General features: G+C 64.9%; 22 protein-coding genes. 9 read left to right on the forward strand and 13 right to left on the reverse strand.

The window, feature by feature from the left end; genetic code table 11:
* Positions 1-223: 223 nt before the first annotated feature.
* Entirely contained in the window at positions 224-373 is a 150-nt protein-coding gene (locus ACP92_RS24560; RefSeq protein ID WP_156181772.1) for a hypothetical protein, read from the forward strand.
* Between the two features lie 17 nt (positions 374-390).
* Positions 391-1,110, forward strand: a complete 720-nt coding sequence (locus tag ACP92_RS11125; RefSeq protein ID WP_013234213.1) for a glutamine amidotransferase — start codon at positions 391-393, stop codon at positions 1,108-1,110.
* A gap of 95 nt (positions 1,111-1,205) precedes the next feature.
* Here ACP92_RS11125 and ACP92_RS11130 read toward each other — a convergent pair whose 3' ends face one another.
* Positions 1,206-1,826 carry an arylesterase gene (locus tag ACP92_RS11130; RefSeq protein WP_041310660.1) on the reverse strand — a complete coding sequence of 207 codons (621 nt, stop codon included), beginning with the start codon at positions 1,824-1,826 and terminating at the stop codon, positions 1,206-1,208.
* Positions 1,827-1,881: 55 nt separating this feature from the next.
* Here ACP92_RS11130 and ACP92_RS11135 point away from each other — a divergent pair, with 55 nt between their 5' ends.
* Complete coding sequence (locus ACP92_RS11135; RefSeq protein ID WP_013234215.1) at positions 1,882-2,586, forward strand: ABC transporter ATP-binding protein; 705 nt, start codon at positions 1,882-1,884, stop codon at positions 2,584-2,586.
* A 16-nt stretch (positions 2,587-2,602) separates the two neighbouring features.
* On the opposite strand, the gene ACP92_RS11140 is transcribed toward ACP92_RS11135, so the two are convergent.
* The 3 genes from ACP92_RS11140 to ACP92_RS11150 form a co-directional block, all read right to left on the reverse strand.
* Positions 2,603-3,547: a DMT family transporter gene (locus tag ACP92_RS11140; RefSeq protein WP_013234216.1), complete on the reverse strand. Its 945-nt coding sequence runs from the start codon at positions 3,545-3,547 to the stop codon at positions 2,603-2,605.
* The gene (locus tag ACP92_RS11145) at positions 3,501-5,069 is read right to left on the reverse strand and encodes a bifunctional ADP-dependent NAD(P)H-hydrate dehydratase/NAD(P)H-hydrate epimerase (protein ID WP_013234217.1); all 1,569 of its coding nucleotides are present in this window, start codon (positions 5,067-5,069) and stop codon (positions 3,501-3,503) included. The genes ACP92_RS11140 and ACP92_RS11145 overlap by 47 nt, the downstream gene beginning before the upstream one ends.
* 150 nt (positions 5,070-5,219) lie before the next feature.
* Positions 5,220-6,491, reverse strand: a complete 1,272-nt coding sequence (locus tag ACP92_RS11150; RefSeq protein ID WP_013234218.1) for an FAD-dependent oxidoreductase — start codon at positions 6,489-6,491, stop codon at positions 5,220-5,222.
* Positions 6,492-6,969: 478 nt separating this feature from the next.
* On the opposite strand from ACP92_RS11150, the gene purL reads away from it, so the two are divergent.
* Positions 6,970-10,995: a phosphoribosylformylglycinamidine synthase gene (gene purL, locus ACP92_RS11155; RefSeq protein WP_013234219.1), complete on the forward strand. Its 4,026-nt coding sequence runs from the start codon at positions 6,970-6,972 to the stop codon at positions 10,993-10,995.
* 180 nt (positions 10,996-11,175) lie between these two features.
* On the opposite strand, the gene ACP92_RS11160 is transcribed toward purL, so the two are convergent.
* The 6 genes from ACP92_RS11160 to ACP92_RS11185 form a co-directional block, all read right to left on the reverse strand.
* The gene (locus ACP92_RS11160) at positions 11,176-12,300 is read right to left on the reverse strand and encodes a porin (RefSeq protein WP_013234220.1); all 1,125 of its coding nucleotides are present in this window, start codon (positions 12,298-12,300) and stop codon (positions 11,176-11,178) included.
* Positions 12,301-12,793: 493 nt separating this feature from the next.
* The gene (locus tag ACP92_RS11165; protein WP_013234221.1) at positions 12,794-13,570 is read right to left on the reverse strand and encodes a peptidylprolyl isomerase; all 777 of its coding nucleotides are present in this window, start codon (positions 13,568-13,570) and stop codon (positions 12,794-12,796) included.
* Between the two features lie 91 nt (positions 13,571-13,661).
* Positions 13,662-13,946 (reverse strand): BolA family protein, encoded by a 285-nt coding sequence (locus ACP92_RS11170; RefSeq protein WP_013234222.1) that lies wholly within the window; start codon positions 13,944-13,946, stop codon positions 13,662-13,664.
* On the reverse strand, positions 13,943-14,563 hold the full coding sequence (locus tag ACP92_RS11175; protein WP_041310663.1) for a septation protein A: 621 nt from the start codon (positions 14,561-14,563) through the stop codon (positions 13,943-13,945). Before ACP92_RS11175 ends, ACP92_RS11170 begins: the two co-directional genes overlap by 4 nt.
* A gap of 48 nt (positions 14,564-14,611) precedes the next feature.
* Entirely contained in the window at positions 14,612-15,007 is a 396-nt protein-coding gene (gene msrB, locus ACP92_RS11180) for a peptide-methionine (R)-S-oxide reductase MsrB (RefSeq protein WP_013234224.1), read from the reverse strand.
* A 46-nt stretch (positions 15,008-15,053) separates the two neighbouring features.
* On the reverse strand, positions 15,054-16,541 hold the full coding sequence (locus tag ACP92_RS11185; protein ID WP_013234225.1) for a protein adenylyltransferase SelO: 1,488 nt from the start codon (positions 16,539-16,541) through the stop codon (positions 15,054-15,056).
* Between the two features lie 128 nt (positions 16,542-16,669).
* Here ACP92_RS11185 and ACP92_RS11190 point away from each other — a divergent pair, with 128 nt between their 5' ends.
* From ACP92_RS11190 to ACP92_RS11210, 5 genes are all read left to right on the forward strand, one after another.
* On the forward strand, positions 16,670-17,605 hold the full coding sequence (locus ACP92_RS11190) for a branched-chain amino acid ABC transporter permease (protein ID WP_013234226.1): 936 nt from the start codon (positions 16,670-16,672) through the stop codon (positions 17,603-17,605).
* A gap of 2 nt (positions 17,606-17,607) precedes the next feature.
* Positions 17,608-18,816, forward strand: coding sequence for a branched-chain amino acid ABC transporter permease (locus ACP92_RS11195; protein ID WP_041310667.1), 1,209 nt, complete (start codon positions 17,608-17,610; stop codon positions 18,814-18,816).
* Positions 18,813-19,571 (forward strand): ABC transporter ATP-binding protein, encoded by a 759-nt coding sequence (locus ACP92_RS11200; RefSeq protein WP_013234228.1) that lies wholly within the window; start codon positions 18,813-18,815, stop codon positions 19,569-19,571. The genes ACP92_RS11195 and ACP92_RS11200 overlap by 4 nt, the downstream gene beginning before the upstream one ends.
* On the forward strand, positions 19,564-20,280 hold the full coding sequence (locus ACP92_RS11205; RefSeq protein WP_013234229.1) for an ABC transporter ATP-binding protein: 717 nt from the start codon (positions 19,564-19,566) through the stop codon (positions 20,278-20,280). Before ACP92_RS11200 ends, ACP92_RS11205 begins: the two co-directional genes overlap by 8 nt.
* Positions 20,281-20,371: 91 nt before the next feature.
* On the forward strand, positions 20,372-20,656 hold the full coding sequence (locus tag ACP92_RS11210) for a hypothetical protein (RefSeq protein ID WP_041311782.1): 285 nt from the start codon (positions 20,372-20,374) through the stop codon (positions 20,654-20,656).
* A 54-nt stretch (positions 20,657-20,710) separates the two neighbouring features.
* On the opposite strand, the gene ACP92_RS11215 is transcribed toward ACP92_RS11210, so the two are convergent.
* The 3 genes from ACP92_RS11215 to ACP92_RS11225 all read right to left on the reverse strand — a co-directional run bounded on the left by ACP92_RS11215 (position 20,711) and on the right by ACP92_RS11225 (position 24,521).
* Complete coding sequence (locus ACP92_RS11215; RefSeq protein ID WP_013234230.1) at positions 20,711-22,018, reverse strand: MFS transporter; 1,308 nt, start codon at positions 22,016-22,018, stop codon at positions 20,711-20,713.
* Positions 22,019-22,189: 171 nt separating this feature from the next.
* Positions 22,190-22,948: an SDR family oxidoreductase gene (locus ACP92_RS11220; protein ID WP_013234231.1), complete on the reverse strand. Its 759-nt coding sequence runs from the start codon at positions 22,946-22,948 to the stop codon at positions 22,190-22,192.
* 139 nt (positions 22,949-23,087) lie between these two features.
* A complete protein-coding gene (locus tag ACP92_RS11225; RefSeq protein ID WP_013234232.1) occupies positions 23,088-24,521 on the reverse strand; it encodes an aldehyde dehydrogenase family protein in 1,434 nt (477 codons plus the stop codon).
* Positions 24,522-24,574 lie beyond the last annotated feature (53 nt).

Consider the following 24,574-nt stretch of genomic DNA (forward strand, 5'->3'; position numbering starts at 1 on the left):
CCATGCCGGCGCATCGTCGGCATGAGCGCCACAAATTGCTAAAAAATTTCCTCAGGCCGCTTTTCCAGCGGCCTTTTTTGTTTCATCATGGAACCCGGCGCTGCATTCAGGCGGGATGCACAAGGGGCCGGCAGTGGGGAATCCGCTTCACTTCTTCCAGTTGTTCATTGATGCCGGGCCACTGTTGCAGGCGGTGAGAACATTCACTGTTTCCTGATCCGAGATGAAATTCCCTGTCATCCGCATGAAGGTGTGCGCCGTTCCGGAAAGGGAGGGCTGCAGCAGCGTTGTCGTCGACGGCACAGAGCAGTCCGATCCGGAAGGCGTTGCCCGGCCAGGTGGCCTGCCGACGCTGCGTGCCGTGTTGCCCTGACTATCAACCACGTTTTTATGCCTGCCCCAGTTCTCATCATCCAGACCGGCGATGCCAATCCCACCCTCAAGGACAGTTATGGCGGCTATGCGCAGCAGATCGGCTGCGCGGCCGGGTTGTGCCAGAGCGAACTGCAGGTCGTGACCGTCTACGAGGGCCAGCGCCCATCCTGCCCGCGCAGCTACCGGGCGGTCTTCATCACCGGGTCGCCGGCCATGGTGACCGACAAGGAAGACTGGAGCGAACGCACCGCCGAATGGCTGCGCGAAGCGGCCGAGCTGGATACGCCGATGTTCGGCATCTGCTACGGCCACCAGCTGCTCACCCACGCCTTCGGCGGCGAAGTCGGCTACAACCCGGCAGGACGGGCCGCCGGCACCATGCACGTCAAGACCCTGGAATGCTGCCGCGAGGATGAACTGCTGGGCGTGCTGCCCCCCGAGTTCCCGGCCCACATGCTGCACATGCAGTCGGTCTTGCGCCCGCCGCCGGACGCCATCGTCATGGCGCGCTCGCCGATGGACCCGCACCATGTGATCAAGCACAAGCACAACGTCTATTCGACCCAGTTCCACCCGGAATTCTCGCCCGAATTCGTGCGCGCCCACCTGCATTACTACGCCGACATCTATCGCGGCTGCGGCATCGATGCCCAGGCGCTGTGCGAGAAGGTCAGCGACACGCCCCAGTCCACCGGACTGCTGCGGCGTTTCCTGGCCTTGCATGCGCGTCACTGAAGGCGCTCTCCCATGACCAACAGCCCTCGTCGCCAGACCTGGCGCACGGGGGCTGTCTGTTATTGGTATTGGTTCTTGCTGGTATGGGCGAGGACTTACTTCAGGCCCAGCAGCGGCTTCAGCGCCGGCCAGACATTGTCCAGCAGGCGTGGCTGGGCCTGTTCATTGGGATGGATGCGGTCGGCCTGGAACAGCGACAAGTCCGCCGCGATGCCTTCCATGAAGAAGGGTACCAGCGCCACCTTGTTGCTCTTGGCCAGATCCTGGTACATGGCGCTGAAGCGGCGCGTGTAGTCCGGCCCGTAGTTGGGCGGGATCTGCATGCCTACCAGCAGCACCTTGGCCTGCTGCTGTCGCGCCAGGGTGATCATGGCCTGCAGGTTGTCCTGGCTGGTCTTCAGCGGCAGGCCGCGCAGGGCGTCGTTGCTGCCCAGTTCGATCACCAGCACGTCGGGCTTGTGCTGACTCATCAGGGCCGGCAAGCGGTTCTTGCCGCCGATGGTGGTGTCGCCGCTGATGCTGGCGTTGACCACGGTGGTGGCCAGCTTGTGTTGCTGCAAGCGTTGCTGCAGCAGCGCAGTCCAACCCGTGCCGCGCTCCAGGCCATACTCGGCCGAGAGGCTGTCACCGAGCACGAGCAGGGTTTTTGGGGCAGAATAAGCGCTCGTCGCCGCCAGCACCAGGGCGACGCCCGCCAGCAGCCGCCACAGCCACATCGCCACAGTATGGCGCACTGCACCCGTTGCTGACCCTCTTGCCCGATTGCCCTGCATGCCTGTTTCCGCTACCGCTGTTGCCGCCGCCATTCCAGCCATTGAAGTCCTTCAGTTGTCCAAACACGTTGCCGATGCATCGGCCCCAGCGGGCCGTCTGACCATCCTCGATGGCATCGATTTTACCGTGGCCGCTGGCACCACGCTGGCCATCGTCGGCGCGTCCGGTTCCGGCAAATCGACGCTGCTGGGTCTGCTGGCAGGACTGGATACGCCCAGCGAAGGTTCCGTGCGGCTTGATGGGGAAGATATCTATGCGCTTGACGAGGATGGCCGCGCGCTGCTGCGCAAGCGCAAGCTGGGTTTCGTCTTCCAGTCCTTCCAGTTGCTGGGGCATCTGAATGCGCTGGAAAACGTCATGCTGCCGCTGGAGCTGCGCGGCGACGCCCGCGCCCGTGAGAAGGCCACGGAGATGCTGGGCCGGGTCGGCCTGGGCAGCCGTCTGAAGCATTCCCCCAAATACCTTTCCGGCGGCGAGCAGCAGCGCGTGGCGCTGGCGCGCGCCTTCGTCACCGAACCGCCGCTGCTGCTGGCCGACGAGCCGACCGGCAGCCTGGACGCCGCCACCGGCGAGGCGGTCATCGAGCTGATGTTTGAACTGAACCGCGAGCGCGGCTCCACCCTGGTGCTGGTCACCCACGACAATGCCATGGCGGCGCGCTGCCAGCGCACCATCACCATCGCCGCTGGCCGGCTGGCCTAGCTGGCCAGCGCCGGGCTCAGACCGATTCCATCGGATCGGCCGGCGGCAGCGGGTGAGCGCGCTTGTGCTCGATGTAGGCAATGCCGATGCCGCTGGCGCAGATGATGGCGATGCCCAGCACCGTGACGCGGTCGGGGAATTGCCCGAACACCAGCCAGCCCATGCCGCAGGCCGAGATGATCTGGGCATAGAAGAAGGGCGTCAGCACCGAGGCTTCGGCGTGCCGGTAGGCGCTGTTCTGCAGGAAGTGGCCGATGGTGCTGGTGATGCCGGTGGAGACCAGGATCGCCAGTTCCACCATCGTCGGGGTATGGCTGGTCCAGAAGAAGGGCACCAGGAGCGTAGAGACGACGCTACCCACCAGGGCGCCGTAGAACAGCGTCACCATGGGATTGTCGGCCTGGCTGGCCTTGCGGTTGAGGATGGAGAGCAGGGCCTGGGTCAAGGCCGAGATCAGCCCGAGCGCCACGCCGTAGGGCGGGATGTCGCCACTCGGACGGATCACGATGAGCATGCCCGTAAAACCCACCAGCACGGCGATCCAGCGTGACAGATAGCTGCGCTCGCCCAGCAGCCAGGGCGAGATCGCCAGCACGATCAGCGGCGCGCAGAAATTCATGGCCGTGCCCTCGGCCAGCGGCACGATCTTCAACACCGAAAAGAAAATCAGCGTCGAGCCCAGCAGCAAGGCGCCGCGCCCCAGTTGCAGCCCGAGCCGGTTCGACTGCAGGATGCTGCGTCCATGGCGGCGCCGGTACAGCGGCGCCAGGGTGGCGGCCATGAAGAACAGGTTGATGGTGTAGCGCATCCAGGCAATCATGACCACGTGATAACCGGCCAGGGCCAGCAGCTTGCCGGCGGTATCCAGCAGCGACAGGGTCCAGAGCCCCGAGATCAGGAACAGGATGCCCAGCTTATGGGTGCGGGCGATGGGCAGTTGCGACAGGACGGCGCTGGACATGGTCTCGGATGATCTGGTTGAACACGGCGCGAATGGCCGGGATGAATTCGCTGGCGGTCAGGCCTACCGGGCCCAGGCCGCTGGCCACCAGCTGGTCGGCCGCAGCCCCGTGTATCCAGGTAGCGGCCAGGGCGGCGGCGCGGGCCGGCCAGCCTTGCGCCAGCAACGCCCCGCATAGCCCGGAGAGCACATCGCCGGTACCGGCGGTGGACAGGGCAGGGTTGCCGCTGGGATTGATGGCGATCTCGCCATCGGGGAAGGCGATGACCGTTCCCGCGCCCTTGAGCACGGTGATGGCGTTGAACTGCCGAGCCAGCTGGCGCGCTGCGTGCGGGCGGTCCTGCTGGACTTGCTGGGTGGTGCTGTCGAGCAGCCGCGCCGCTTCCAGGGGATGCGGGGTGATGATGGTCTTGGCCGCCGCGCCAGCCTGGCTGCGCCGGTGCAGCTTGTGCTGCAGGGCGGGTTCGGCCGAGATCAGGTTCAGGGCGTCGGCATCGACCACGATCTCGGCTTCGCTGTCCAGGGCGCGCGCCAGGATGTCATGCGCATGGCGCGAGGTGCCCATGCCGGGGCCGACCACCAGCGCCGCGCTGGCGGCGAATTCGACCCGGTCGGCCAGCCGGAACATCAGTTCGGGGTGCTTGTCGTCATAGGCCAGGCCATCGTCGACAAAGGCCACATAGACGCGTCCGGCCCCGCCGAAGGCCGCCGTACGGGCCGCCAGCACCGGCGCGCCGGCCATGCCGCGCGCCCCGCCCACCACGATGACGTCGCCATAGCTGCCCTTGTGGCTGTTGTTGGCGCGTGGCTTGAGGGCCGTGGCAAAGCTCTGCGGCCCATTGAGGAAAGCCCGCGTGGGCAAGAAACGCTCGGCGGCGATCTCCAGCGTATCGACCACGATCTGGCCGCTGTGGTCGCTGCCATCGCAGGTGTGCAGGCCAGGCTTGTCGCCGATGAAAGTGAGGGTATGGGTGGCCTGCACGGCCGCGCCGTCACGCCCGCCGACGATGCTGCCGGTATCGGCATCCAGGCCGCTGGGGACATCGATGGACAGCACCGGGCAGCGCAGGCTGTTGATGTAGTCGATGATCAGGCGCAGGCGCGGGCCGGGCGGACGGGCCAGGCCGATGCCGAACAGGCCGTCGATGACCAGGGCCCAGGCCTGCTGGCGCAGCAGGGCGTCGCCGTGGTCTTCGATGAACTGGATCTCGGCTTCACGCGCGCGCGCCAGGGCGCGGCGCGCATCGGGCGGCTGGCGGCTTTCGTCGGCATGCAACTGGACGGTGACTTCGATGCCGGCTTCTTCCAGCAGGCAGGCCGCTTCCAGGGCATCGCCGCCATTGTTGCCGGGGCCTGCCAGCACCAGCACCGAGGGCGAGGAGGCCGTGCTGGAGCACAGCATCTGCTGCGCCAGCTCGGCAATGGCCGCGCCGGCGCGCTGCATGAGCGTGTAGGGCGGCAGGGCCGCCAAGGCCTCTTGTTCGATGCGGCGGATCTCGGCAACGGTATGGAGCGCGCTCATGATCGTGATCGCTGATGCGTTAGTGTTGCGTGGATGAAGTGAAGCTCAGGCGGGGCAGTGCGTACGCAAGAGCCGTAATTTTAAGTGAAATAGGCCATCTACGCAGGCCCGGTCCGCATGAAAATCAGGCCGCCGCCATGGAGCCGGGCCTCAGCCCAGGACGTCGCGCGGCAGCAGCCCGGCGGTGGCGATCTCGGTCTCTTCGCCGGCCATCATGTCGCTCAGCAGGCGCGCCGATCCTACGCTGGCGGCCCAGCCGGTGACGCCATGGCCGACGTTGACGAAGATGTTGCCCTGGCGCGTCGGGCCCACGACGGGCAGGCCGGTGGGCATCATGGCGATGCTGTTGCTCCAGAAGTGGGCCTGGTTGTAGTTGGCCGCGTTGGGGTAGTAGTCGCCGGCGATCTTGAGCAGGTTGCGCAAGGCCTTCGGCGGCAGGGTCTGCGAAGCCGGCACGAAGCCCAGCAGGCCGCTGATGCGGATGCGGCTGCCCAGGCGCGTCATGGCGACCTTGTAGCTGTCGTCGTAGAGCGCCATGGTGGGGGCGTCGTCGGGATTCTTGACCGGCACCAGGGCCGAGTAGCTCTGCAAGGCGCGCAGCGGCAGGCTGGTATCGAGCGGCTGCAACAGCGCGGCGCTGGCCATGCCGGCGGCCACCACGACGGCGTCCATGGTCAGGTGCGAGGCCAGGTGGGGCGACTGCACCTCCAGCGTGACGCGGCCGCCGAATTCGCTGCGGATGCTGCTCACGGTCGAGTTGAAATGGAAACTGACCCCCAATGCCTGCGCGGCATTGCGCATCTGCTTGGCAAACAGCACGCTGTTGCCGGCAATGTCATCGGGGTAGTAGAGCGCGCCAGCCAGCGCCGCTTCGGAAGAGAAGGCCGGCTCCAGGGCGCGAATCCCCGCCGCATCCAGCGTCAGCTGTTTGTACTCGCATTGGCTGGCGGCTTCCTGCAGGGCGGGCAGGCGCGCCGCCTCGGCGCTCTGCCGGAACAGGTGGAACACGCCGGCGCTGTTCTCGTGTTCCATGTTGTAGTGGGCCTGCAGTTGCTGGGTCAGATCCTGGCCATAGGCGGACAGGCGCGAGAGGATCAGCTTGTGTTGGGCAAAATGATGTTGCTGGGCAGCGCGCGTAGCGCGCATCCAGCGGCGGCGGCCGAAGTCGGCGCCGGAGGCCAGCAGCACACGGGGCTCGTCCTGGAAGCGGCAGGCAAAGGTCGCCAGCGCGCCTGGCAGGGTCAGCGGCATGGCCGTACCTGGGGCCAGCAGCCCGGAGTCGCCGAAGGTGGCTTCCTCGGCCACATGCGCGCGGCGCTCGATCACCGCTACTTCATAGCCCTTGGTGGCCAGGAAGTAGGCGCTGCAAATCCCTGAAAGTCCCCCGCCGATGACGGCGATCTGTCGATGTGTGCTGTTCACTCTGTTCGTCTTGGAAGCGGCGCGGCCGCTGTGGTCATGGTCATCGCTGCCCCACAAGGCTGGCTGCCGCAGCGCCAGCCGGGTTTTTCGATGCGGGCCGAATGATACCGCGAAATTCTGTTGTCGTTGCGCTATTGCCGCAGCAGCGCCGCCGGGCTTGCCGTGCAGGCTGCCTGCCTAAATTGACGTCTAGGAGTGACAACGTCTGGCGCAGCGTCCCCGATGACAGCCCCTTTGGGTGGGGCCGCCGGCGGCAGCGCGGAAAGCTCGCTTTGGGCGGGACGTCGGGGCGGGACCACGGTATAATGCGCGCTTTGCCAGCTGACGCGCGCACGATCCATCATTCCGACGACCCCCGGCCTGCACGGTTTTTCCCTTGTGCAATGCGCCATGACGGGTTGGCCGGTGCCGGTGGACCGATCCCTGCTGCGCTGCTGCGACGGTTTTCCCGATTCAAGCTAACTGCCTCGACTCCGCCATGCTGATCCTGCCGGGCTCCAATGCCCTTTCCGCTTTCCGTACCCAACGTCTCCTGACCCAATTGCAAGCTGTGGACGCCGCCATCACCGGCGTGTCCGGCCGCTACCTGCATTTCGTCGATGCCGCCCAGGCCCTGACCCAGGAGGACGAGGCGCGCCTGAATGGCCTCTTGACTTACGGTGACCCCTTCAATGGCAGCGACGACGGCGAGACCTTCGTCGTCATCCCGCGCCTGGGCACCATTTCGCCCTGGGCCAGCAAGGCCACCGACATCGTGCGCAACTGCGGCATGGCGCACATCCATCGCGTCGAACGCGGCATCATCTTCCGCGTGCAGGTCAAGACGGGCCTCCTGGGCGGCGCCAAGAAGCTCAATGAAGCCAGCCTCCCCGGCGTGGCTGCACTGTTGCATGACCGCATGACCGAAACCGTGCTGCGCGATCCCCAGCAAGCCTCGGCCCTGTTCTCCGAACTGCAGGCCAAGCCGCTGGAGTCCGTGGACGTGCTCGGCGGCAGCCGCGCCGCGCTGGAACGCGCCAACACCGAGCTGGGCCTGGCCCTGTCGGATGACGAGATCGATTATCTGGTGGAAGCCTTCACCAAGGCCCAGCGCAACCCCACCGACGTCGAACTGATGATGTTCGCCCAGGCCAACAGCGAACACTGCCGCCACAAGATCTTCAACGCCGACTGGACCATCGATGGCCAGAAGCAGGACAAGTCGCTGTTCGGCATGATCAAGAACACCCACCAGCTCGCCCCCAAGGGCACCGTGGTGGCCTATTCGGACAACTCCTCCATCATCGAAGGCGCTACCGTCTCGCGCTTTTACCAGCGCGGCGCCATCAAGGGCAACGTGTATGAAGCCTCGGAAGAGCTGACCCACATCCTGATGAAGGTGGAGACGCACAACCACCCGACCGCCATTTCCCCGTTCCCGGGCGCTTCCACCGGCGCCGGCGGCGAGATCCGCGACGAAGGTGCGACCGGCCGCGGCTCCAAGCCCAAGGCCGGCCTGACCGGCTTTACCGTCTCCAACCTGATGGTCACCCACGCCGTGCAACCTTGGGAAAACGCCCGCGACGTGGCCCAGCCGGTCGCCGAGCGCGACGCCCACGCCCAGGGCGGCATCTACGGCAAGCCCGAGCGCATCGCGTCGCCGCTGCAGATCATGATCGACGGCCCCCTGGGTGGCGCCGCCTTCAACAATGAATTCGGCCGTCCCAACCTGGGCGGTTACTTCCGTACCTACGAGCAGAACGTGGGCGGGCAGGTCATGGGCTATCACAAGCCCATCATGATCGCTGGCGGCATGGGCAACATCTCGGCCAAGCACACCAAGAAGAACGACCTGCCGGTCGGTAGCCTCTTGATCCAGCTGGGCGGCCCCGGCATGCGCATCGGCATGGGCGGCGGCGCGGCCTCGTCGATGGCCACCGGCGTGAACGCGGCCGACCTGGACTTCGATTCGGTGCAGCGTGGCAACCCGGAAATGGAACGCCGCGCCCAGGAAGTCATCAACGCCTGCTGGGCGCTGGGTGACGACAACCCCATCCAGTCCATCCACGACGTGGGTGCGGGCGGCCTGTCCAACGCCTTCCCGGAAATCACCAACGACGCCAAGCGCGGCGCCATCTTCGATCTGCGTAAAGTGCCCCTGGAAGAAAGCGGCCTGGCCCCGCGCGAGATCTGGAGCAATGAATCCCAGGAACGCTATGTGCTGGCCATCCTGCCGGAACACCTGGAGCTGTTCAAATACCTGTGCGAGCGCGAGCGCGCGCCCTTCGCCGTGGTCGGTACCGCCACCGAAGAACGCCAGTTGAAGGTGATCGACCCCGAACACAACAACAGCCCGGTGGACATGCCCATGGACGTGCTGCTGGGCAAGCCGCCCAAGATGCACCGCGATGTGACCCATGTCGAGAAGCAGTTGCCCCCGGTTGACCTGACCGGCATGGACCTGGTGGAGGTGGCCCAGCGCGTGTTGCGTCTGCCGGCCGTGGCCGACAAGTCCTTCCTGATCACCATCGGCGACCGTAGCGTGGGCGCCATGACCGTGCGCGACCAGATGGTCGGTCCCTGGCAGGTGCCGGTGGCCGATGTGGCCGTGACCGCCATGGGCCTGGAAGGCTATCGCGGCGAAGCCATGGCCATGGGCGAGCGTACCCCGCTGGCCGTGATCGACGCCCCGGCTTCGGGCCGCATGGCTGTCGGTGAAGCCATCACCAACATCGCCGCCGCACCGATCGCCGAGATCGGCGACATCAAGCTCTCGGCCAACTGGATGGCGGCGTGCGGCCAGCCCGGCCAGGACGCCGCGCTGTTCGATACCGTCAAGGCCGTGGGCATGGAACTGTGCCCGGCGCTGGGCGTGTCCATCCCGGTGGGCAAGGATTCGCTGTCCATGCGCAGCACCTGGAGCGATGAAGAGGGCGCCAAGTCGGTGACCTCGCCGGTGTCGCTGATCGTTTCCGGCTTTGCGCCAGTGACCGACGTGCGCCGCGTGCTGACCCCGCAACTGCGCAAGGACAAGGGCGAGACCGTCCTGATCCTGATCGACCTGGGCCGTGGCAAGAACCGCATAGGCGCTTCGGCGCTCACGCAGGTGATGCAGCAGATCGGCAACGAGACCCCGGACGTGGATAGCGCTGACGACCTGAAGGCCTTCTTCAACGCTATCCAGCAACTGAACACCGAAGACCGTCTGCTGGCCTACCACGACCGTTCCGACGGTGGCCTGTATGCGACCCTGGCCGAAATGGCCTTTGCCGGCCATACCGGCATCTCGGTCAACCTCGACATCCTCACCATGGAAGGCGAGCACGCCGCCGACTGGGGCGATTCCAAGAACTGGACCACGCAAGTGGCCGAGCGCCGCAACGAACTGACCCTGCGCGCGCTGTTCAGCGAAGAGCTGGGCGCCGTGATCCAGGTCCCGGCCGAGCAGAAGTCGGACGTCATGAACGTGCTGCGCAGCTACAACCTGGGCGCGTGCAGTCACATCATCGGCAAGCCCAATGACCGCGACGTGATCGAATTCATGCGCGACGCCAAGAACATCTACAGCCAGCCGCGCGCCGAGCTGCATCGTGTCTGGAGCGAAACCAGCTGGCGCATCGCCCGCCTGCGCGACAACCCGGCCTGCGCCGATGCCGAATACGATCGCCTGCTGGACGCGACCGATCCCGGCATGACGCCCAAGCTGAGCTTCGACCCGCAGGAAGACATCGCCGCGCCTTACCTGTCGCTGGGCGCAGCGGCCCGTCCCAAGGTGGCGATCCTGCGCGAGCAGGGCGTCAATTCGCACATCGAGACCGCCTATGCCATGCACAAGGCCGGCTTCACCGCGGTGGACGTGCACATGAGCGACCTCATCGCCAATCGCGCCAAGCTGGACGACTTCAAGGGCTTCATCGCCGTGGGCGGCTTCTCCTACGGTGACGTGCTGGGCGCGGGCGAAGGCTGGGCCAAGACGATCCTGTTCAATGCGCAACTGGCCGAGCAGTTCTCGCGCTTCTTCCAGCGCCAGGACACCTTCTCGCTGGGTATCTGCAATGGTTGCCAGATGATGAGCAACCTGAAGTCCATGATCCCCGGCGCCGAAGCCTGGCCCAAGTTCACCCGTAACAAGTCCGAGCAGTTCGAGGCGCGTTTCGTGATGGTGGAAGTGGCCGATTCGCCGTCCATCTTCATGCAGGGCATGGCCGGCACGCAGGCGCCGATCGCTACCGCCCACGGTGAAGGTTTCGCCGACTTCTCGCAGACTGGTGATATCGACAAGGCCATCGTCGCCATGCGTTACGTCGATCATCGTGGCGCGGCCACCGAAGCCTATCCGTTCAACCCGAACGGCTCGCCGCAAGGTATCACCTCGGTGACCACGCCGGACGGCCGCTTCACGGTCCTGATGCCGCACGCCGAGCGCGTGTTCCGCACCGTGACGCAGTCCTGGCATCCCGAGTCCTGGGGCGAGGATTCGCCGTGGATGCGCATGTTCCGTAATGCCCGCAAGTGGGTGGGTTGATCCTGCGCCGGTAGCTTGCGTGGTGCGATGCTTGCCCGGTTCGCCGGGCGATCATCGCGGCAAACATTCATGCATTCATGCGAAAAAAAACGCAGTTCCGAATAGGAACTGCGTTTTTTGTTTCTGAATGCCTTAACAGCAGAGACACGCTCCCGGAAGAGCGCGCCTCATTCAGGCAGATCAGAAGATGTGACGGATGCCCACGCCGACGGTGGTCAGGCTGTTCTTGCCATTGGCCGAGTTGGTCAACTCGTAGACGGCAGCGTCCTTGGCCTTGTTGTAGTCGATGGTGGTGTACAGCTGGGTGCGCTTGGACAGGGCATAGTCAGCCCAGCCGACCAGGGTGTAACGCTTGCCGTCGCCGACGTTGCCGGTGCTCACATAAGAGACATTCTTGCTGCGGTCATAGTAGAACGCGCCAGTCAGCGTCAGAGCGTTGGTGGCCTTGTAGCTGGAGCCCAGGAAGAAACCATTGTCCTTGCGCTTGACGCCAGTGCTGCCGTTGTTTGCAGCTCCGGCAGTCGTCCATCCATTGCTGACATCGCCGTCGGCAGCCATCACCGAGCCGGTCAGGCCGCTGTCGTCCTTGATGTTGAGCCAGCCGCCGAAGACCTTGGCGACGCCGAAATCATAAGAGGCCGACAAGTTCCAGGTGGTGTGCTTGAGGCTGGAATTAGTGCTGCTCACAGTCTGTTGGTAACCGCCGCCGAGCGCCAGCGGACCTGCGGTGTAACGCAGGGCGCTGCTGAACTGGCTGCCAGTGCGGACCGAGCCAGCTTTTTCGCCGAAGGCCCAGCTGGCCGAAGCTGCGACCGGACCGAAATCGCCGTCGTAACGCAGCATGTTGGGGCTACGCACCAAAGAGGCAGCGGCAGGCAGCCAGGAGTTGCTGGCGTAGTTGCCCACGGTCAGCGGGTCAAAGTGGTCTGCCAGCAGGTCGAACAGAGGGGTGTTCTGGCGACCCACGCGAACCTTGCCAAAGCCGCCTTGCAGGCCAACCCAGGATTGACGGCCGAACAGCGAGCCGCCTTGTTGCATGGCGCCGGTGTCGCTGCTGAAACCGTTTTCCAGCTGGAACATGGCCTTCAGGCCACCGCCCAGGTCTTCCGTACCCTTGAAGCCGATGCGGCTGTTGGCGATAGCGCCGTTATCCATGCGCACATTGCTGTTGCCCTGGGCATTGGCGTTGCTCAGGTAATGGATGCTGGTATCGACGATGCCGTAGATGGTGACGTTGGATTGGGCAAATGCCGCACCGCCGCTGGTCAAGCCAGCTGCCAGCAGCAGCAGGGAACTCTTCTTCATAGGTATTTCTCCTGAAACCACGATGTTGTGTTTGTCATGACGCCATGGAGCGACCTTGTGTGCCCCTCCCCGTCACGTCTTATATGGCTGCACTCCCTTGTTGTTGGATCTGATGGGAAATGCAACCTGTCCCTATTTGGAACAGGGATGAAGAATATCAGAACGACGGTTCGCAAAATGCGCGATTTGGTGCAGAGAAATTCTTTTTTTTATAATTATTTATAGAATAAATTCTCAGCGGGAAAAATCAGCCGGTCTATTTTTTATAAAGAAAAATTCTCTCTATGGCCTGTGGCGCGGCTTTCCAGCCGCCCGGCGCTGGCGCTCCGAGGCGTCTCGAGGCGGTTTTTGGGCCCTTTTCAGCGATTTTCTTCATCTCCCATCGACAGGAAGCGTAGCTAAAATGCAACATGCCCGGCAGGCAGGACCTGGCCGGGCATGGAAGGTGAAGCTTGCAGCAGGGAAGGCGAGGGCCTTCCCTCATGCCAAGGGCTTATTGCACCTTGGCCTTGGCGCGCAGTTGTTCCTGGTAAGCCTGCAGCTTCTTCTGTTGCAGGGCTTCAGCGATCTGCGGCTTGACTTCGTCCAGGGTCGGGACCTTGGCCGGACGCACGTCTTCCAGCTTGATCACGTGCCAGCCGAACTGGGTCTGCACCGGAGTCGGGGTGACTTCACCCTTCTTCAGGGCGACCATGGCGTCGGAGAAAGGCTTGACGAACGAGGCCGGGGTTGCCCAGTCCAGGTCGCCGCCATTGGCTGCCGAACCGGTGTCCTTGGACTGCTTGGCCAGGTCTTCGAACTTGGTGCCAGCCTTGAGCTTGGCGATGATGGCTTCGGCGTCTTCCTTCTTGTCCACCAGGATGTGGCGGGCGTGGTATTCCTTGTCGCCGGCCTGGGCCTTGAACTTGTCGTATTCAGCCTTGATGTCGGCGTCCGAGACCGGGTTCTTCTTCAGGTAGTCAGCGATCAGGGCGCGGATGACGATGGACTGGCGGGCCAGTTCCAGCTGGTTCTTGACGTCGGTGCTGTTGGCCAGGCCTTGCTTGTCGGCTTCCTGCATCAGGATTTCGCGGTTGATCAGCTCTTCCTTGATGGCGCCGCGCAGCTGCGGGCTGTCAGGCTGGCCTTGTGCAGTCATCTGCTTGACCATCAGTTCGGCGCGGGAGGAGGGAATCGCCTTGCCGTTGACCACGGCCAGGTTCTGAGCGAAGGCCGGGATGGAAGCGATTGCGAACAGCAGCACCAGCAGACGAGCAGGTTTGAATGTCATTGTTGAATCCTAGAAAAGAAAGGAATGAATCAAAACGGAGAAGAAAAACAGGAGGGGCTTGATAAGCAGGCGTCGGTCTTTGTTCTTGGTCTCAGTTCGTTGCCTCTGACGGCGAGAGCGCCACTATGGCCAGCGCGTGGATCTCCTGCTGCATCAGGTCGGACAGGCAATCATACACCAGCCGATGGCGGTTCAACCGATTTTTGCCCTCGAACAAGTCGGAAACCAGGCGGATCCTGTAATGTCCTCCGCCAGAGGCTGCACCGGCATGACCGGCATGCTGGGCAGACTCATCCTCGACCAGACAGACCTGCGGCGAGAAAGTTGCAGTCAGGCGCTCGGTAATGCGTTGCACCCGGGTATCCGCAGCGCTCATTGCTCATCCTTCATGTACTTGGACAGGAACAGGCTCTGGCCGATGATGAAGGCGAACATCAGCCCCATGCTGCCGAACATCTTGAAGTTGACCCAGGTGTCGAGCGGGTAGTTGAAGGCGATGTAGAGATTGAGCACGCCCATGACCGCAAAGAAGACGATCCAGGCCAGATTCAGACGTGGCCAGACCGGTTCGGGCAGGCTGACCTGCTTTTCCATCATCACGCGGATCAGGTTCTTCTTCATGAACAGCTGCGACACCAGCAGGGCCAGGCCGAAGGCCCAGTAGAGAATGGTGGGCTTCCACTTGATGAAGGTGTCATCACGGAAATAGATGGTGGCGCCGCCAAAGACCACGATGATGGCCAGCGAGACCCACAACATCGCGTCGACCTTGCGCCGGCGCAACAGCAGCCAGGCGATCTGGCCCAGCGAAGCAACGATGGCTACCGCCGTGGAGAGCAGGATAGGCGCTTGCGCAGCCGTGACGGCGCCGGCCGACATGGCCCCGCCCAGGTATTGCATGACCAGGTCCTGGGCGGCCGAGGGATGGCCCTCGGCCCATTTGAAGACGCCGAAAAACAGGATGACGGGGAACAGGTCGAACAGGAACTTCATCGGTTGGGCTTCTTCAGTGAGTCAATAAAAATAGTGCGGAGGGTCGGCTCACGCCGGGTCGAAACGCAGCGAAGCCGAATTGATGCAGTAGCGCAGTCCGGTCGGCGGCGGGCCGTCGGGGAAGACGTGGCCCAGGTGGGCGTCGCAGACGTTGCAGATGATCTCGGTGCGAATCATGCCATAACTGCGGTCCACTTTCTCGCGTACGTTGGCCGGGTCGATGGGTTCGAAGTAGCTGGGCCAGCCGCAGCCGGAATCGAACTTGGCGTCCGAGGTGAAGAGCGGGGTGTCGCAGCACACGCAGGTGTAGGTGCCGGCCTCGTGGTGGTCCCAGTAGCGGCCGGTGAAGGCGCGCTCGGTGGCGGCTTCGCGGGTGACCTGGTATTCCAGCGGGTCCAGTTGTTCGCGCCACTGGGCTTCGGTCTTTTCTACGCGTTTGGTCATGCTTGGCTCCTTGTTGATGAGGGCAATGTGGGGCGATGTGGGCGGCTCAGGAAGAACAGCTCACTTCCAGATGGCTGGCCCAGTCGGGCGGCAGGTCGGCGTACTTGTCGTGTTCGGGCTGCTCATCGAAGGGGTGGCGCAGGATGGACTGCAGGCGCGCCACCTCGCTGAAATCCTTCTGTTGCGCGCGCTCGATGGCGACCTGGGCGAGGTAATTGCGTAGCACGTATTTGGGGTTGACCGCATGCATTGCAAGCCGGCGCGCCTGGTCGTCGCTGTCTTCGGCGCGCAGGCGGGCGCGGTATTGCGTGGCCCAGGCGTCGAAGGCGGGGCGGTCCAGGATGAGGTCGCGCAGGCCTTCGTCATGGGCGGCATTGCCGATCTGCAAGTCGCCCAGGCGACGGAAGAACAGCGTGAAATCGACGTGGTTGGCCTGCAGGATGGCAAACATGGCCTCGATCAGTTGCTCGTCCTCAGGCTGGCGCGTGCGCAGGCCGAGCTTGGCCCGCAACAGGGCCTCGTGCTGCGCCTGGAAGATGGCTTCGTAATCGGCCAGCGCGGCCTCGGTCTCTTCCACCGTGCCGATCAGCGGCAGCATGGCCTGGCCCAGCGCAAAGCAGTTCCACTGGCCGATGCGCGGCTGCATCTGGTAGCTGTAGCGGCCCTGGCTGTCGGTGTGGTTGCAGATGTGGCGCGCATCGAAGGCTTCCATGAAGCCGAAGGGGCCGTAGTCCAGCGTCAGGCCCAGGATGGACATGTTGTCCGTATTCATCACCCCATGCATGAAGCCCACCGCCTGCCATTGCGCCATCAGCGTGGCGGTGCGGCGGGTGACTTCCTTGAGCAGGGCGGCATAGGGGTTGCCTGCCTGCAGCAGTTCGGGATAGAACTGTTCCAGCACCGTATCGGCCAGCAGCTTCAGGTCGTCGAAGCGCTGGTTGTAGTACCAGTGTTCGAAGGAGCCGAAGCGGATGAAGCTGGGCGCCATGCGGGTGACCACGGCGGCGGTCTCGGCAGTCTCGCGCAGCACGCGCTGGTCCGAGCCGATCACGGTCAGCGCCCGGGTGGTGGGGATGCCGAGGGCGGCCATGGCTTCCGAGCAGAGGAATTCACGGATCGAGGAGCGCAGCACGGCGCGGCCATCGCCCATGCGCGAATAGGGGGTCGGGCCTGCGCCCTTGAGCTGCAGCTCGATGCGGCCTGCACCATCGGCGGCGGGCAGGTCGCCCAGCGTGATGGCGCGGCCATCGCCCAGCTGGCCGGCCCAGACGCCGAACTGGTGGCCCGAATACACCGCCGAAAGCGGTGTGGAGCCCGGCGCGATGCGGTTGCCGGCAAAGATATCGAGGAAATCGCCATCATCGGCCTGCGGGCGCGGCAAGGCAATGCTGGCGGCGGCGTCTTCGCTGAAGCCGACCAGATAGGGCGCGGGCAGGGGCGTAGGTTGCAGCCGGGTATGGAAAGCCGGGGGCAGCTCGGCAAAGCGGTTGCCGAACGGGGGCAGCGGATAGGGACGAGGGGAGGGAAGAGTCATGGGCAGCCAGTGGAGCCCGAAGCCGGGCGCAATGCGCTATTTTGACAGAGAAGCGCGAATCCCATAGGATCGCTCCACTTTTCATCCCGGCCGCCTCTGGCCGGACTTCTCGCGGCAAGGCTGGCAATTTGGAATTCGCGCTGATCACCTTCCTCAATGGCCTGGGCTACGGCTTCCTGCTGTTCCTGCTGTCATCGGGCCTGACGCTCATCTACAGCATGATGGGCGTGCCCAACTTCGCCCATGCCAGTTTCTACATGCTGGGGGCCTATGTCGCCTATGCGATTGCCGGTGTACTGGGCTTCTGGCCGGCGCTGCTGATCGCGCCGCTGGTGGTGGGCGTGGCCGGCGCGCTGGTGGAGCATTACGGCCTGCGCATCGTGCATCGCTATGGCCATGTGCCGGAGCTGCTCTTCACCTTTGGGCTGTCCTATCTGGTGGTGGAGCTGGTGCAACTGGTCTGGGGCCGCTCACCGGTGCCTTACCGCATCCCGCCTGCACTGGATGGCACGCTCTTCACGCTCTATACGACGGCCTTCCCGGTCTATCGCGGCTTCATGCTGCTGGTGGCGGCCTTGATGCTGCTGGCCCTGTGGCTGCTGCTGCGGCATACCCGCATCGGCCTGGTGATCCAGGCGGCGCTGACCCATCCGCAGATGGTCGAGGCGCTTGGCCACAACGTACCACGCGTGTTCATGCTGGTCTTTGGCGGCGGCTGCGCGTTGGCGGCGCTGGCTGGCGTGATCGGCGGCAATGCCTTCGTCACCGAGCCGGGCATGGCCGCCGCCGTGGGCAGCATCATCTTCGTGGTGGTGGTGGTAGGCGGCCTGGGTTCGCTGGCCGGGGCCTTCATCACTTCGCTCTTGATCGGCATGATGCAGACCTTCGCGGTGGCGCTGGATGTCTCGCTGGCCAGCCTTGGCCTGAGTGTGGCCCCGGACAGCGCGCTGGCGCCGCTGCTGCGCCTGACGCTGGCCCAGGTCGCGCCGGTGCTGCCCTACCTGTTGCTGGTGGTGATGCTGATTGTGCGGCCCAAGGGGCTCATGGGCCAGCGGGAGGGATGAGGATGAAGCGTCTCCTGCTGCCCTGGCTGGGCTTTGCGCTGGTGCTGCTGGCCGCACCGCTGGTCTTCCCGCAGAGTGCGGCCTTGTCGCTGCTCTCGCAGATGGGGACGATGGTCTTGCTCTGCCTGTCCTACAACATGCTGCTGGGCGAGGGCGGCATGCTCTCCTTTGGGCATGCCGTCTATTCGGGCCTGGGCGCCTTCGGGGCCATCCACTTGATGAACCGCATGGCTGAGGGCGCGCTGGCCTTTCCCATGACCCTGGTGCCGCTGGCCGGCGGGCTCACCGGCGCGCTGTGCGGCGTGCTGCTGGGCTACCTGACCACGCGCCGGGCCGGGACCACCTTCGCCATGATCACGCTGGGGCTGGTGGAGCTGGTGTCGGCCTGCGTGCTGATGTTTCCCGAGGTGTTCGGCGGTGAGGGCGGCATTTCCGGCAACCGCGTCATCGGCGAGCCGGTGCTGGGCATCAGCTATGGGCCGCAGATCCAGGTCTATTACCTCATTGCCGGCTGGCTGCTGGTGTGCGCCATCGCCATCTGGGCGCTGCGCGCTACGCCACTGGGCCGCATCCTCAATGCCGTGCGCGACAACCCCGAACGCGCCGCCTTCATCGGCTACGATCCGCAGCGGGTGCGCTACCTGGCGCTGATCCTCTCGGCCTTCTTCGCCGGGGTCTCGGGCGGGCTGTCGGCCATCAATTTCGAGATCGTCAGCGCCGAGTACGTGGGCGCGCTGCGCTCGGGCGCGATCCTGCTCTTTACCTTCATCGGCGGCAGCGCCTACTTCTATGGCCCCATCGTCGGGGGCGTGGTGGGCGTGCTGTTCTCGTCCTGGCTGTCGGCTTATACGCAAGCCTGGCAGTTCTACCTGGGCGCCTTCTTCATCCTCATCGTCATGACCGCCCCGGGCGGGCTGGCCAGCCTGATCGACCAGGGCTGGCGCATCCTGCGCAGCGGCGCATTCGACACCCGCATGGCCGTGCGCGCCACCGCCTGGCTGGCGGCGGCGCTGCCGGTGCTGGCCGGGCTGGTGCTGGCCACCGAAATGGCCTACCAGGCCAGCCTGGGCAGCCTGGCCGAGGCGCCCCTGCGCTGGTGGGGCTGGACTGTCGATGTGCATGCGCCGCTACCCTGGATGACCGCCTTGCTGCTGATGTCGGGCGGCGTGGCGGCGCTGTGCTGCTGGCGGCGCCAGGGAGGGCGGTCATGATTGCGGCAGTCGCCCTGTCGCTGCAAGGCCTGCACAAGGCCTTCGACGGCAGCCCCATCCTGCGCGGCGTGGATCTGGAGTTGCGGGCGGGCGAGCGCTGCGCGCTGATCGGCCCCAATGGCGCCGGCAAGTCCAGTCTCTTCCATCTGGTCTCGGGGCGCTATCGCGCCGATGCCGGACGGATCACGCTGCATGGGGTGGACATCACGCGCCAGTCGCCGCAGCAGATCAACCGCCTGGGGCTGGCGCGCAGCTTCCAGATCACTAGCCTGTTCCCGCGCCTGTCGGCCTTCGAGAATGTGCGCTGCGCGCTGTTGTGGACGCTGGGCTATCGCTATGCCTTCTGGCGTCGCATGGGTGGTTCGCATGAGGCCAGCGCGCGTGCGCTGACGGTATTGCAGCAGGTCGGGCTGGCCGCCCGCGCCGATGTGGCCGCCGGTGAGCTGAGCTATGCCGAGCAGCGCGCCCTGGAACTGGCCGTCACCATCGCCGCCGACGCCTCGGTGATCCTGCTCGATGAGCCCACGGCGGGCATGAGCCGGGCCGAGAGTGCGGCCATGGTGGCGCTGATCCGCGAGGTCACCATGGGCAAGACCTTGCTGATGGTGGAGCACGACATGCAAGTCGTCTTCGACCTGGCCGACCGCATCGCGGTCATGGACAATGGCCGGGTGATCGCCTGCGACACGGCCCCACGCATCCGTGCCAATGAAGACGTGCAAGCCCTCTATCTGGATCGTCGTCGCCATGGATAAGACCAGCCTTCTGCTCTCCGTGACCGGCCTGCAGGCCGGTTATGGCCACAGCCGTGTGCTGCATGGCGTCGATCTCACCGTCCAGCGCGGCGAGATCGTCAGCATTCTCGGTCGCAACGGCGCGGGCCGTTCGACGCTGCTCAAGGCCTTGATGGGACTGTTGCCCAGCCGGGGTGATTGCCGCTTCGAGGGCCGAGACATCAGCGGGCTGCCCACCCACGCCATCGCCCGCCTTGGCATGGGCTACGTGCCTGAAAGCCGCGAAGTCTTCCCGACCCTGAGCGTGGCCCAGAACCTGTTACTGGGCCGCAAGCCTGGTCCCCAGCCGGGGCGGGGCTGGTGCGAGGACGATATCCATGCGCTGTTCCCGGCGCTCTACAAGCGCCGGCAGGTCGCCGCCGCTGCGCTCTCGGGCGGCGAGCAGCAGATGCTGGCGCTGGGCCGCGCACTGCTGGGCAATCCTTCCTTGCTGCTGGTGGACGAGCCTACCGAAGGCTTGGCGCCGCAGATGGTGGAGCAGGTGGCGCGGGCCTTGCAAGAACTGCGCACGCGCGGCGTCGCGGTGCTGCTGGTGGAACAGAAGCAGGCGCTGGCGCTGGAGCTGTCCCAGCGGGTCTATGTGATGGGACGGGGCGAGATGGTCTTTGAGGGGACGCCGACAGGCCTGAGCGCGCAGGAGACGGTACAGCGGGAGTGGCTGGCGCTCTGAGGGGCAATCGAAGGGTTTTTCTCACGCGCTGGCGATGGCGTCCACCCGCAGCGGCGCGCCAGAATCCAGCTTTCATTCCTGCGAGCTTGCCATGCTGACCTGGCTCATCCTGATCTGTCTGGCCGTCCTGGCCTGCTACGCCGCTGACCGCGCCTGGCAGCGCTACGTGGAACGCGACGACCTGCCGCTGCACGATCCCGAAGGCTATCTGGAGATGATGGCGCGGATGGTGGAACTCTGCCACGGCGATCGCGCCCGCGTGGATGCCTTGATCGCGCAGCAGCGCCAGCGTATGGGACCACAGGCGGCCCACGCCGAAGTGGTGCGGCAGGCCATGCAGGCCTTGCTGGACCCGCAGTCCGGCGCGCACCCATGAAAAAACGGCGGCCCCGTGGCGCCGCCGTCCTTCCTGCCTCATGACGCTATTGGGTCATCGATTGACCAGCTTGGCCGGCAGCGTCAGCGTGAGCAGGCCGCCGATGACCAGCGAAGCGGCCAGCACGTACATGCCGGCATTGGTGCTCTGGGTGGCGTCCTTCAACCAGCCCACCAGGAAGGGGCTGACGAAGCCGGCCAGGTTGCCCAGCGAATTGATCAGCGCGATCCCGGCTGCGGCGGCGGTGCCCGACAGGAAAGCCGTCGGCAGGCTCCAGAACAGCGGCAGGGTAGTCAGGATGCCGACGCTGGCCAGCGTCAGCGAGGCCATGGCCAGGGTGGTGTTGTGGCCATACTGGGTGGACAGCAACAGGCCGATGCAGCCGATGAAGGCCGGGATGGCCACGTGCCAGCGGCGCTCGCGGCGGGCGTCGGCGCTGCGGCCGATGAGGACCATGGCGGCCGCGGCAAAGGCGTAGGGGATGGCCGTCAACAGGCCTACGTTGAGGGGATCGCTCACGCCAGTGGCCTTGATGATGGTCGGCAGCCAGAAGCTCACGCCATACAGGCCCATCACGAAGCAGAAGTAGATCAGCGCACCCAGCCAGACCCGGCCATTGGCGAACATGGCGCCCAGCGACAGGTGTTCCTTCTGGCTTTCTTCGTGGCTGATGTTGGCTTCCAGCAGGCGTTTTTCTTCTTCGCTGAGCCAGTCGGCGTCACGGATGCGGTCCTTCATGTAGAGGATCACCATCACGCCCAGGATCAGCGAGGGAATCGCCTCCAGGATGAACATCCACTGCCAGCCGGTATGGCCCCACACGCCCGGCATGGCATGCATGATCCAGCCCGACAGCGGGCCGCCGATCACGCCCGAGAGGGCGATGCCGGTCATGAAGAGCGCCGTGATCTTGCCGCGCCGGGCGGCCGGATACCAGTAGGTCAGGTACAGGATCACGCCCGGGAAGAAGCCGGCCTCGGCCACCCCCAGCAGGAAACGCATGATGTAGAACATCTCCGGCGTGGTGACATAGGCCATGGCCCCGGAGATGATGCCCCAGGTAATCATGATGCGGGCGATCCACAGGCGCGCGCCGACCTTGTGCAGGATCATGTTGCTGGGCACTTCGAAGACGAAGTAACCCAGGAAGAAGATGCCCGCGCCCAGGCCGTAGACGGTGTCGCTGAACTTCAGGTCCTGCAGCATCTGCAGCTTGGCAAAGCCGACGTTGACCCGGTCCAGGTAGGAAGCCACATAGCACAGGAACAGCAGCGGCAACAGCCGCCAGGTGACCTTGCTGTAGGTCGCGTCTTCGAAGGATGCGCGTGCGCCGTCGGCGGCTGCGCCTGCTTGGTAGCTCATGTCTCGCTCCAGATGTTGTTTGACGTGTCGTTGTTCTGCGTTGCCGGTTCTTTGTGACCGGTTGGCGGTGCCCAGCATTGTAGTGGCGGTGAGGGCATTGTCAAATCATTATCCTCACCGCTGGCATGAAGTTTTTTACACTTCGACCCTATTGAACACAGTTAAATACGGTTAAACACAACGTCCGCCATCGACCTCGATGCACACCCCGGTAACGAACTCGGCCTCGTCCGAACCCAGGTAAAGGCAGGCATTGGCGATGTCTTCAGGGGTGGAGAAGCGACCCATGGGGATGGTGGCGACGAACTTCTTGCGGTTTTCCGGGGTGTCGGGCACGCCCATGAATTCCGAGAGCAGGCCCGTGGCCGAGATGACCGGGTTCACGCAGTTGACCCGGATCTTGTCCGGACCCAGCTCAGCGGCCATGGACTTGCTGGTGGTGATGACGGCGCCCTTGCTGCCGTTGTACCAGGTCAGGCCCGGACGCGGACGGATGCCGGCCGTGGAAGCGATGTTGATGAACGCGCCGCCGCCCACCTGGCGGAAGTAGGGCACGAAGGTCTTGGCCGAGAGGAAGATGCTTTTCACATTGACGGCATAGACGCGGTCGAATTCGTCTTCTTCTACTTCCAGCATGGGGCGGTTGCGGTGGGTGGTGCCGGCGTTGTTGACGACGATGTCGAGCTTGCCGAAGTGCTCCAGGGCGGTGGCCAGCAACTGGTCCATGTCGGCGCGCTTGGAGACGTCGGCCTTGGCAAAGACCGCACGGCCGCCGGCCGCCTTGATCTCTTCCACCACCCGCAGGCCGCCGGCCTCGCCGATATCGGCCACCACGATGGCCGCGCCTTCGCGGGCATAGGCCTTGGCGATGCCCTCACCGAAACCCGAACCGCCACCGGTGACGATGGCTACCTTGTCTTGCAAACGCATGATGTGTCTCCTTGAAAGAAAGTACGAAAGAATCTGGCGCACCGACGGCTAGCCTGCGATACGGCCCTGAAAGGGCCTGCTCAGGACGAACGGTAGGTGGGTGATGGCGCCACGGATTGCGTGTTGGGTTGAACCGATATCAGCCGTGGCGGATGGCAATGGTCTTCAAGACCGTAAAGCCATAGAGCGCCTCGAAGCCTTTCTCGCGCCCGTGGCCGCTGGCCTTCACGCCGCCGAAGGGCAGTTCCACGCCGCCGCCGGCGCCATAGTTGTTGATGAAGACCTGGCCGCTGCGGATGGCCCGCGCCAGCCGCATCTGGCGGCCACCGTCGCGGGTCCAGACGCTGGCCACCAGGCCATAGTCGGTGCCATTGGCCAGGGCGATGGCGTGGGCTTCATCCTCGAAGGGCATGGCCGCCAGCACCGGACCGAAGACTTCTTCCTGGGCCAGGCGATGGCGCGGCGGCACGTCGCGCAGCAGGGCCGGCGCCTGGTAGAAGCCGCCAGTCGGCACGCCGGCGGCGATCTTGCCCTGTGCCGCCAGTGCGATGCCATCGCGCTGCGCATCCGAGAGGAAGCCGGCCACGCGTTCCTGCTGGGTCTTGCGGATCAGCGGACCACAATCCAGGTCCATCTGCGAAGACCCGACCTGCAACTGCGAGAACAATCCCGAGAGCCGCTCCAGCACCTGTTCATAGGCCCCGCGCTGCACCAGCAGGCGGCTGCCGGCCGAACAGGTCTGGCCAGCGTTCTGCACGATGGCGTTGACCACCACTGGCAACATGGCCTCCATGTCGGCGTCCTCGAAGACGATCTGCGGCGACTTGCCGCCCAGCTCCAGCGTCACCGGCGTGTGATGCTCGGCGGCGGCGCGCACCACCAGCTTGCCGACATTGGGCGAACCGGTGAAGGAGATGTGGTTGACATCGGGATGCTTGACCAGCAGGTCACCCGCCTCGTGGCCATAGCCGGTCACGATGTTGAGTGCGCCCTCGGGGAAACCGACTTCGGCGGCCAGCTCGGCCACCCGCAGGATGGACAGGCAGGCATCCTCGGCCGGCTTGACCACGCAGGTATTGCCGGCGGCCAGGGCGCCGCCCACGCAGCGCCCGAAGATCTGCATCGGGTAGTTCCAGGGCACGATATGGCCGGTCACGCCATGCGGTTCGCGCAGGGTCAGGACCGTGTAGCCGGCCTGGTAGGGGATGGTGTCGCCATGCAGCTTGTCGGCAGCGCCGGCGTAGAACTCGAAGTAGCGCACGATGGCGGCGGCGTCGGCGCGGGCCTGCTTCATGGGCTTGCCGCAGTCGCGGCCTTCCAGCTGGGCCAGTTCTTCCTGGTGATCCTGGAGCTTGTAGGCCAGCTTCATCAGCAAGCGGCTGCGCTCGGCGGCGGAAAGCCTGCCCCAGGCGCCCTCATAGGCAAGCCGGGCGGCCCTCACGGCCTGGTCGATGTCGGTGGCGTTGCCGCGTGCGATGGCGTCGAAGGGCTGGCCGTCGGAGGGATCGAGGACGGGGATGCTTTCGCCCGAGGTGGGCGCGACCCAGCGGTTGGCGATGAAGTGCTGTTTCATGGCGGTGCGTTCCTTGGTGGCTGGAGGTGGGGACGCAACAAGAGCAGCAGGGC

This window comes from Herbaspirillum seropedicae (assembly GCF_001040945.1).
Classification (GTDB): Bacteria; Pseudomonadota; Gammaproteobacteria; order Burkholderiales; family Burkholderiaceae_D; genus Herbaspirillum; species Herbaspirillum seropedicae.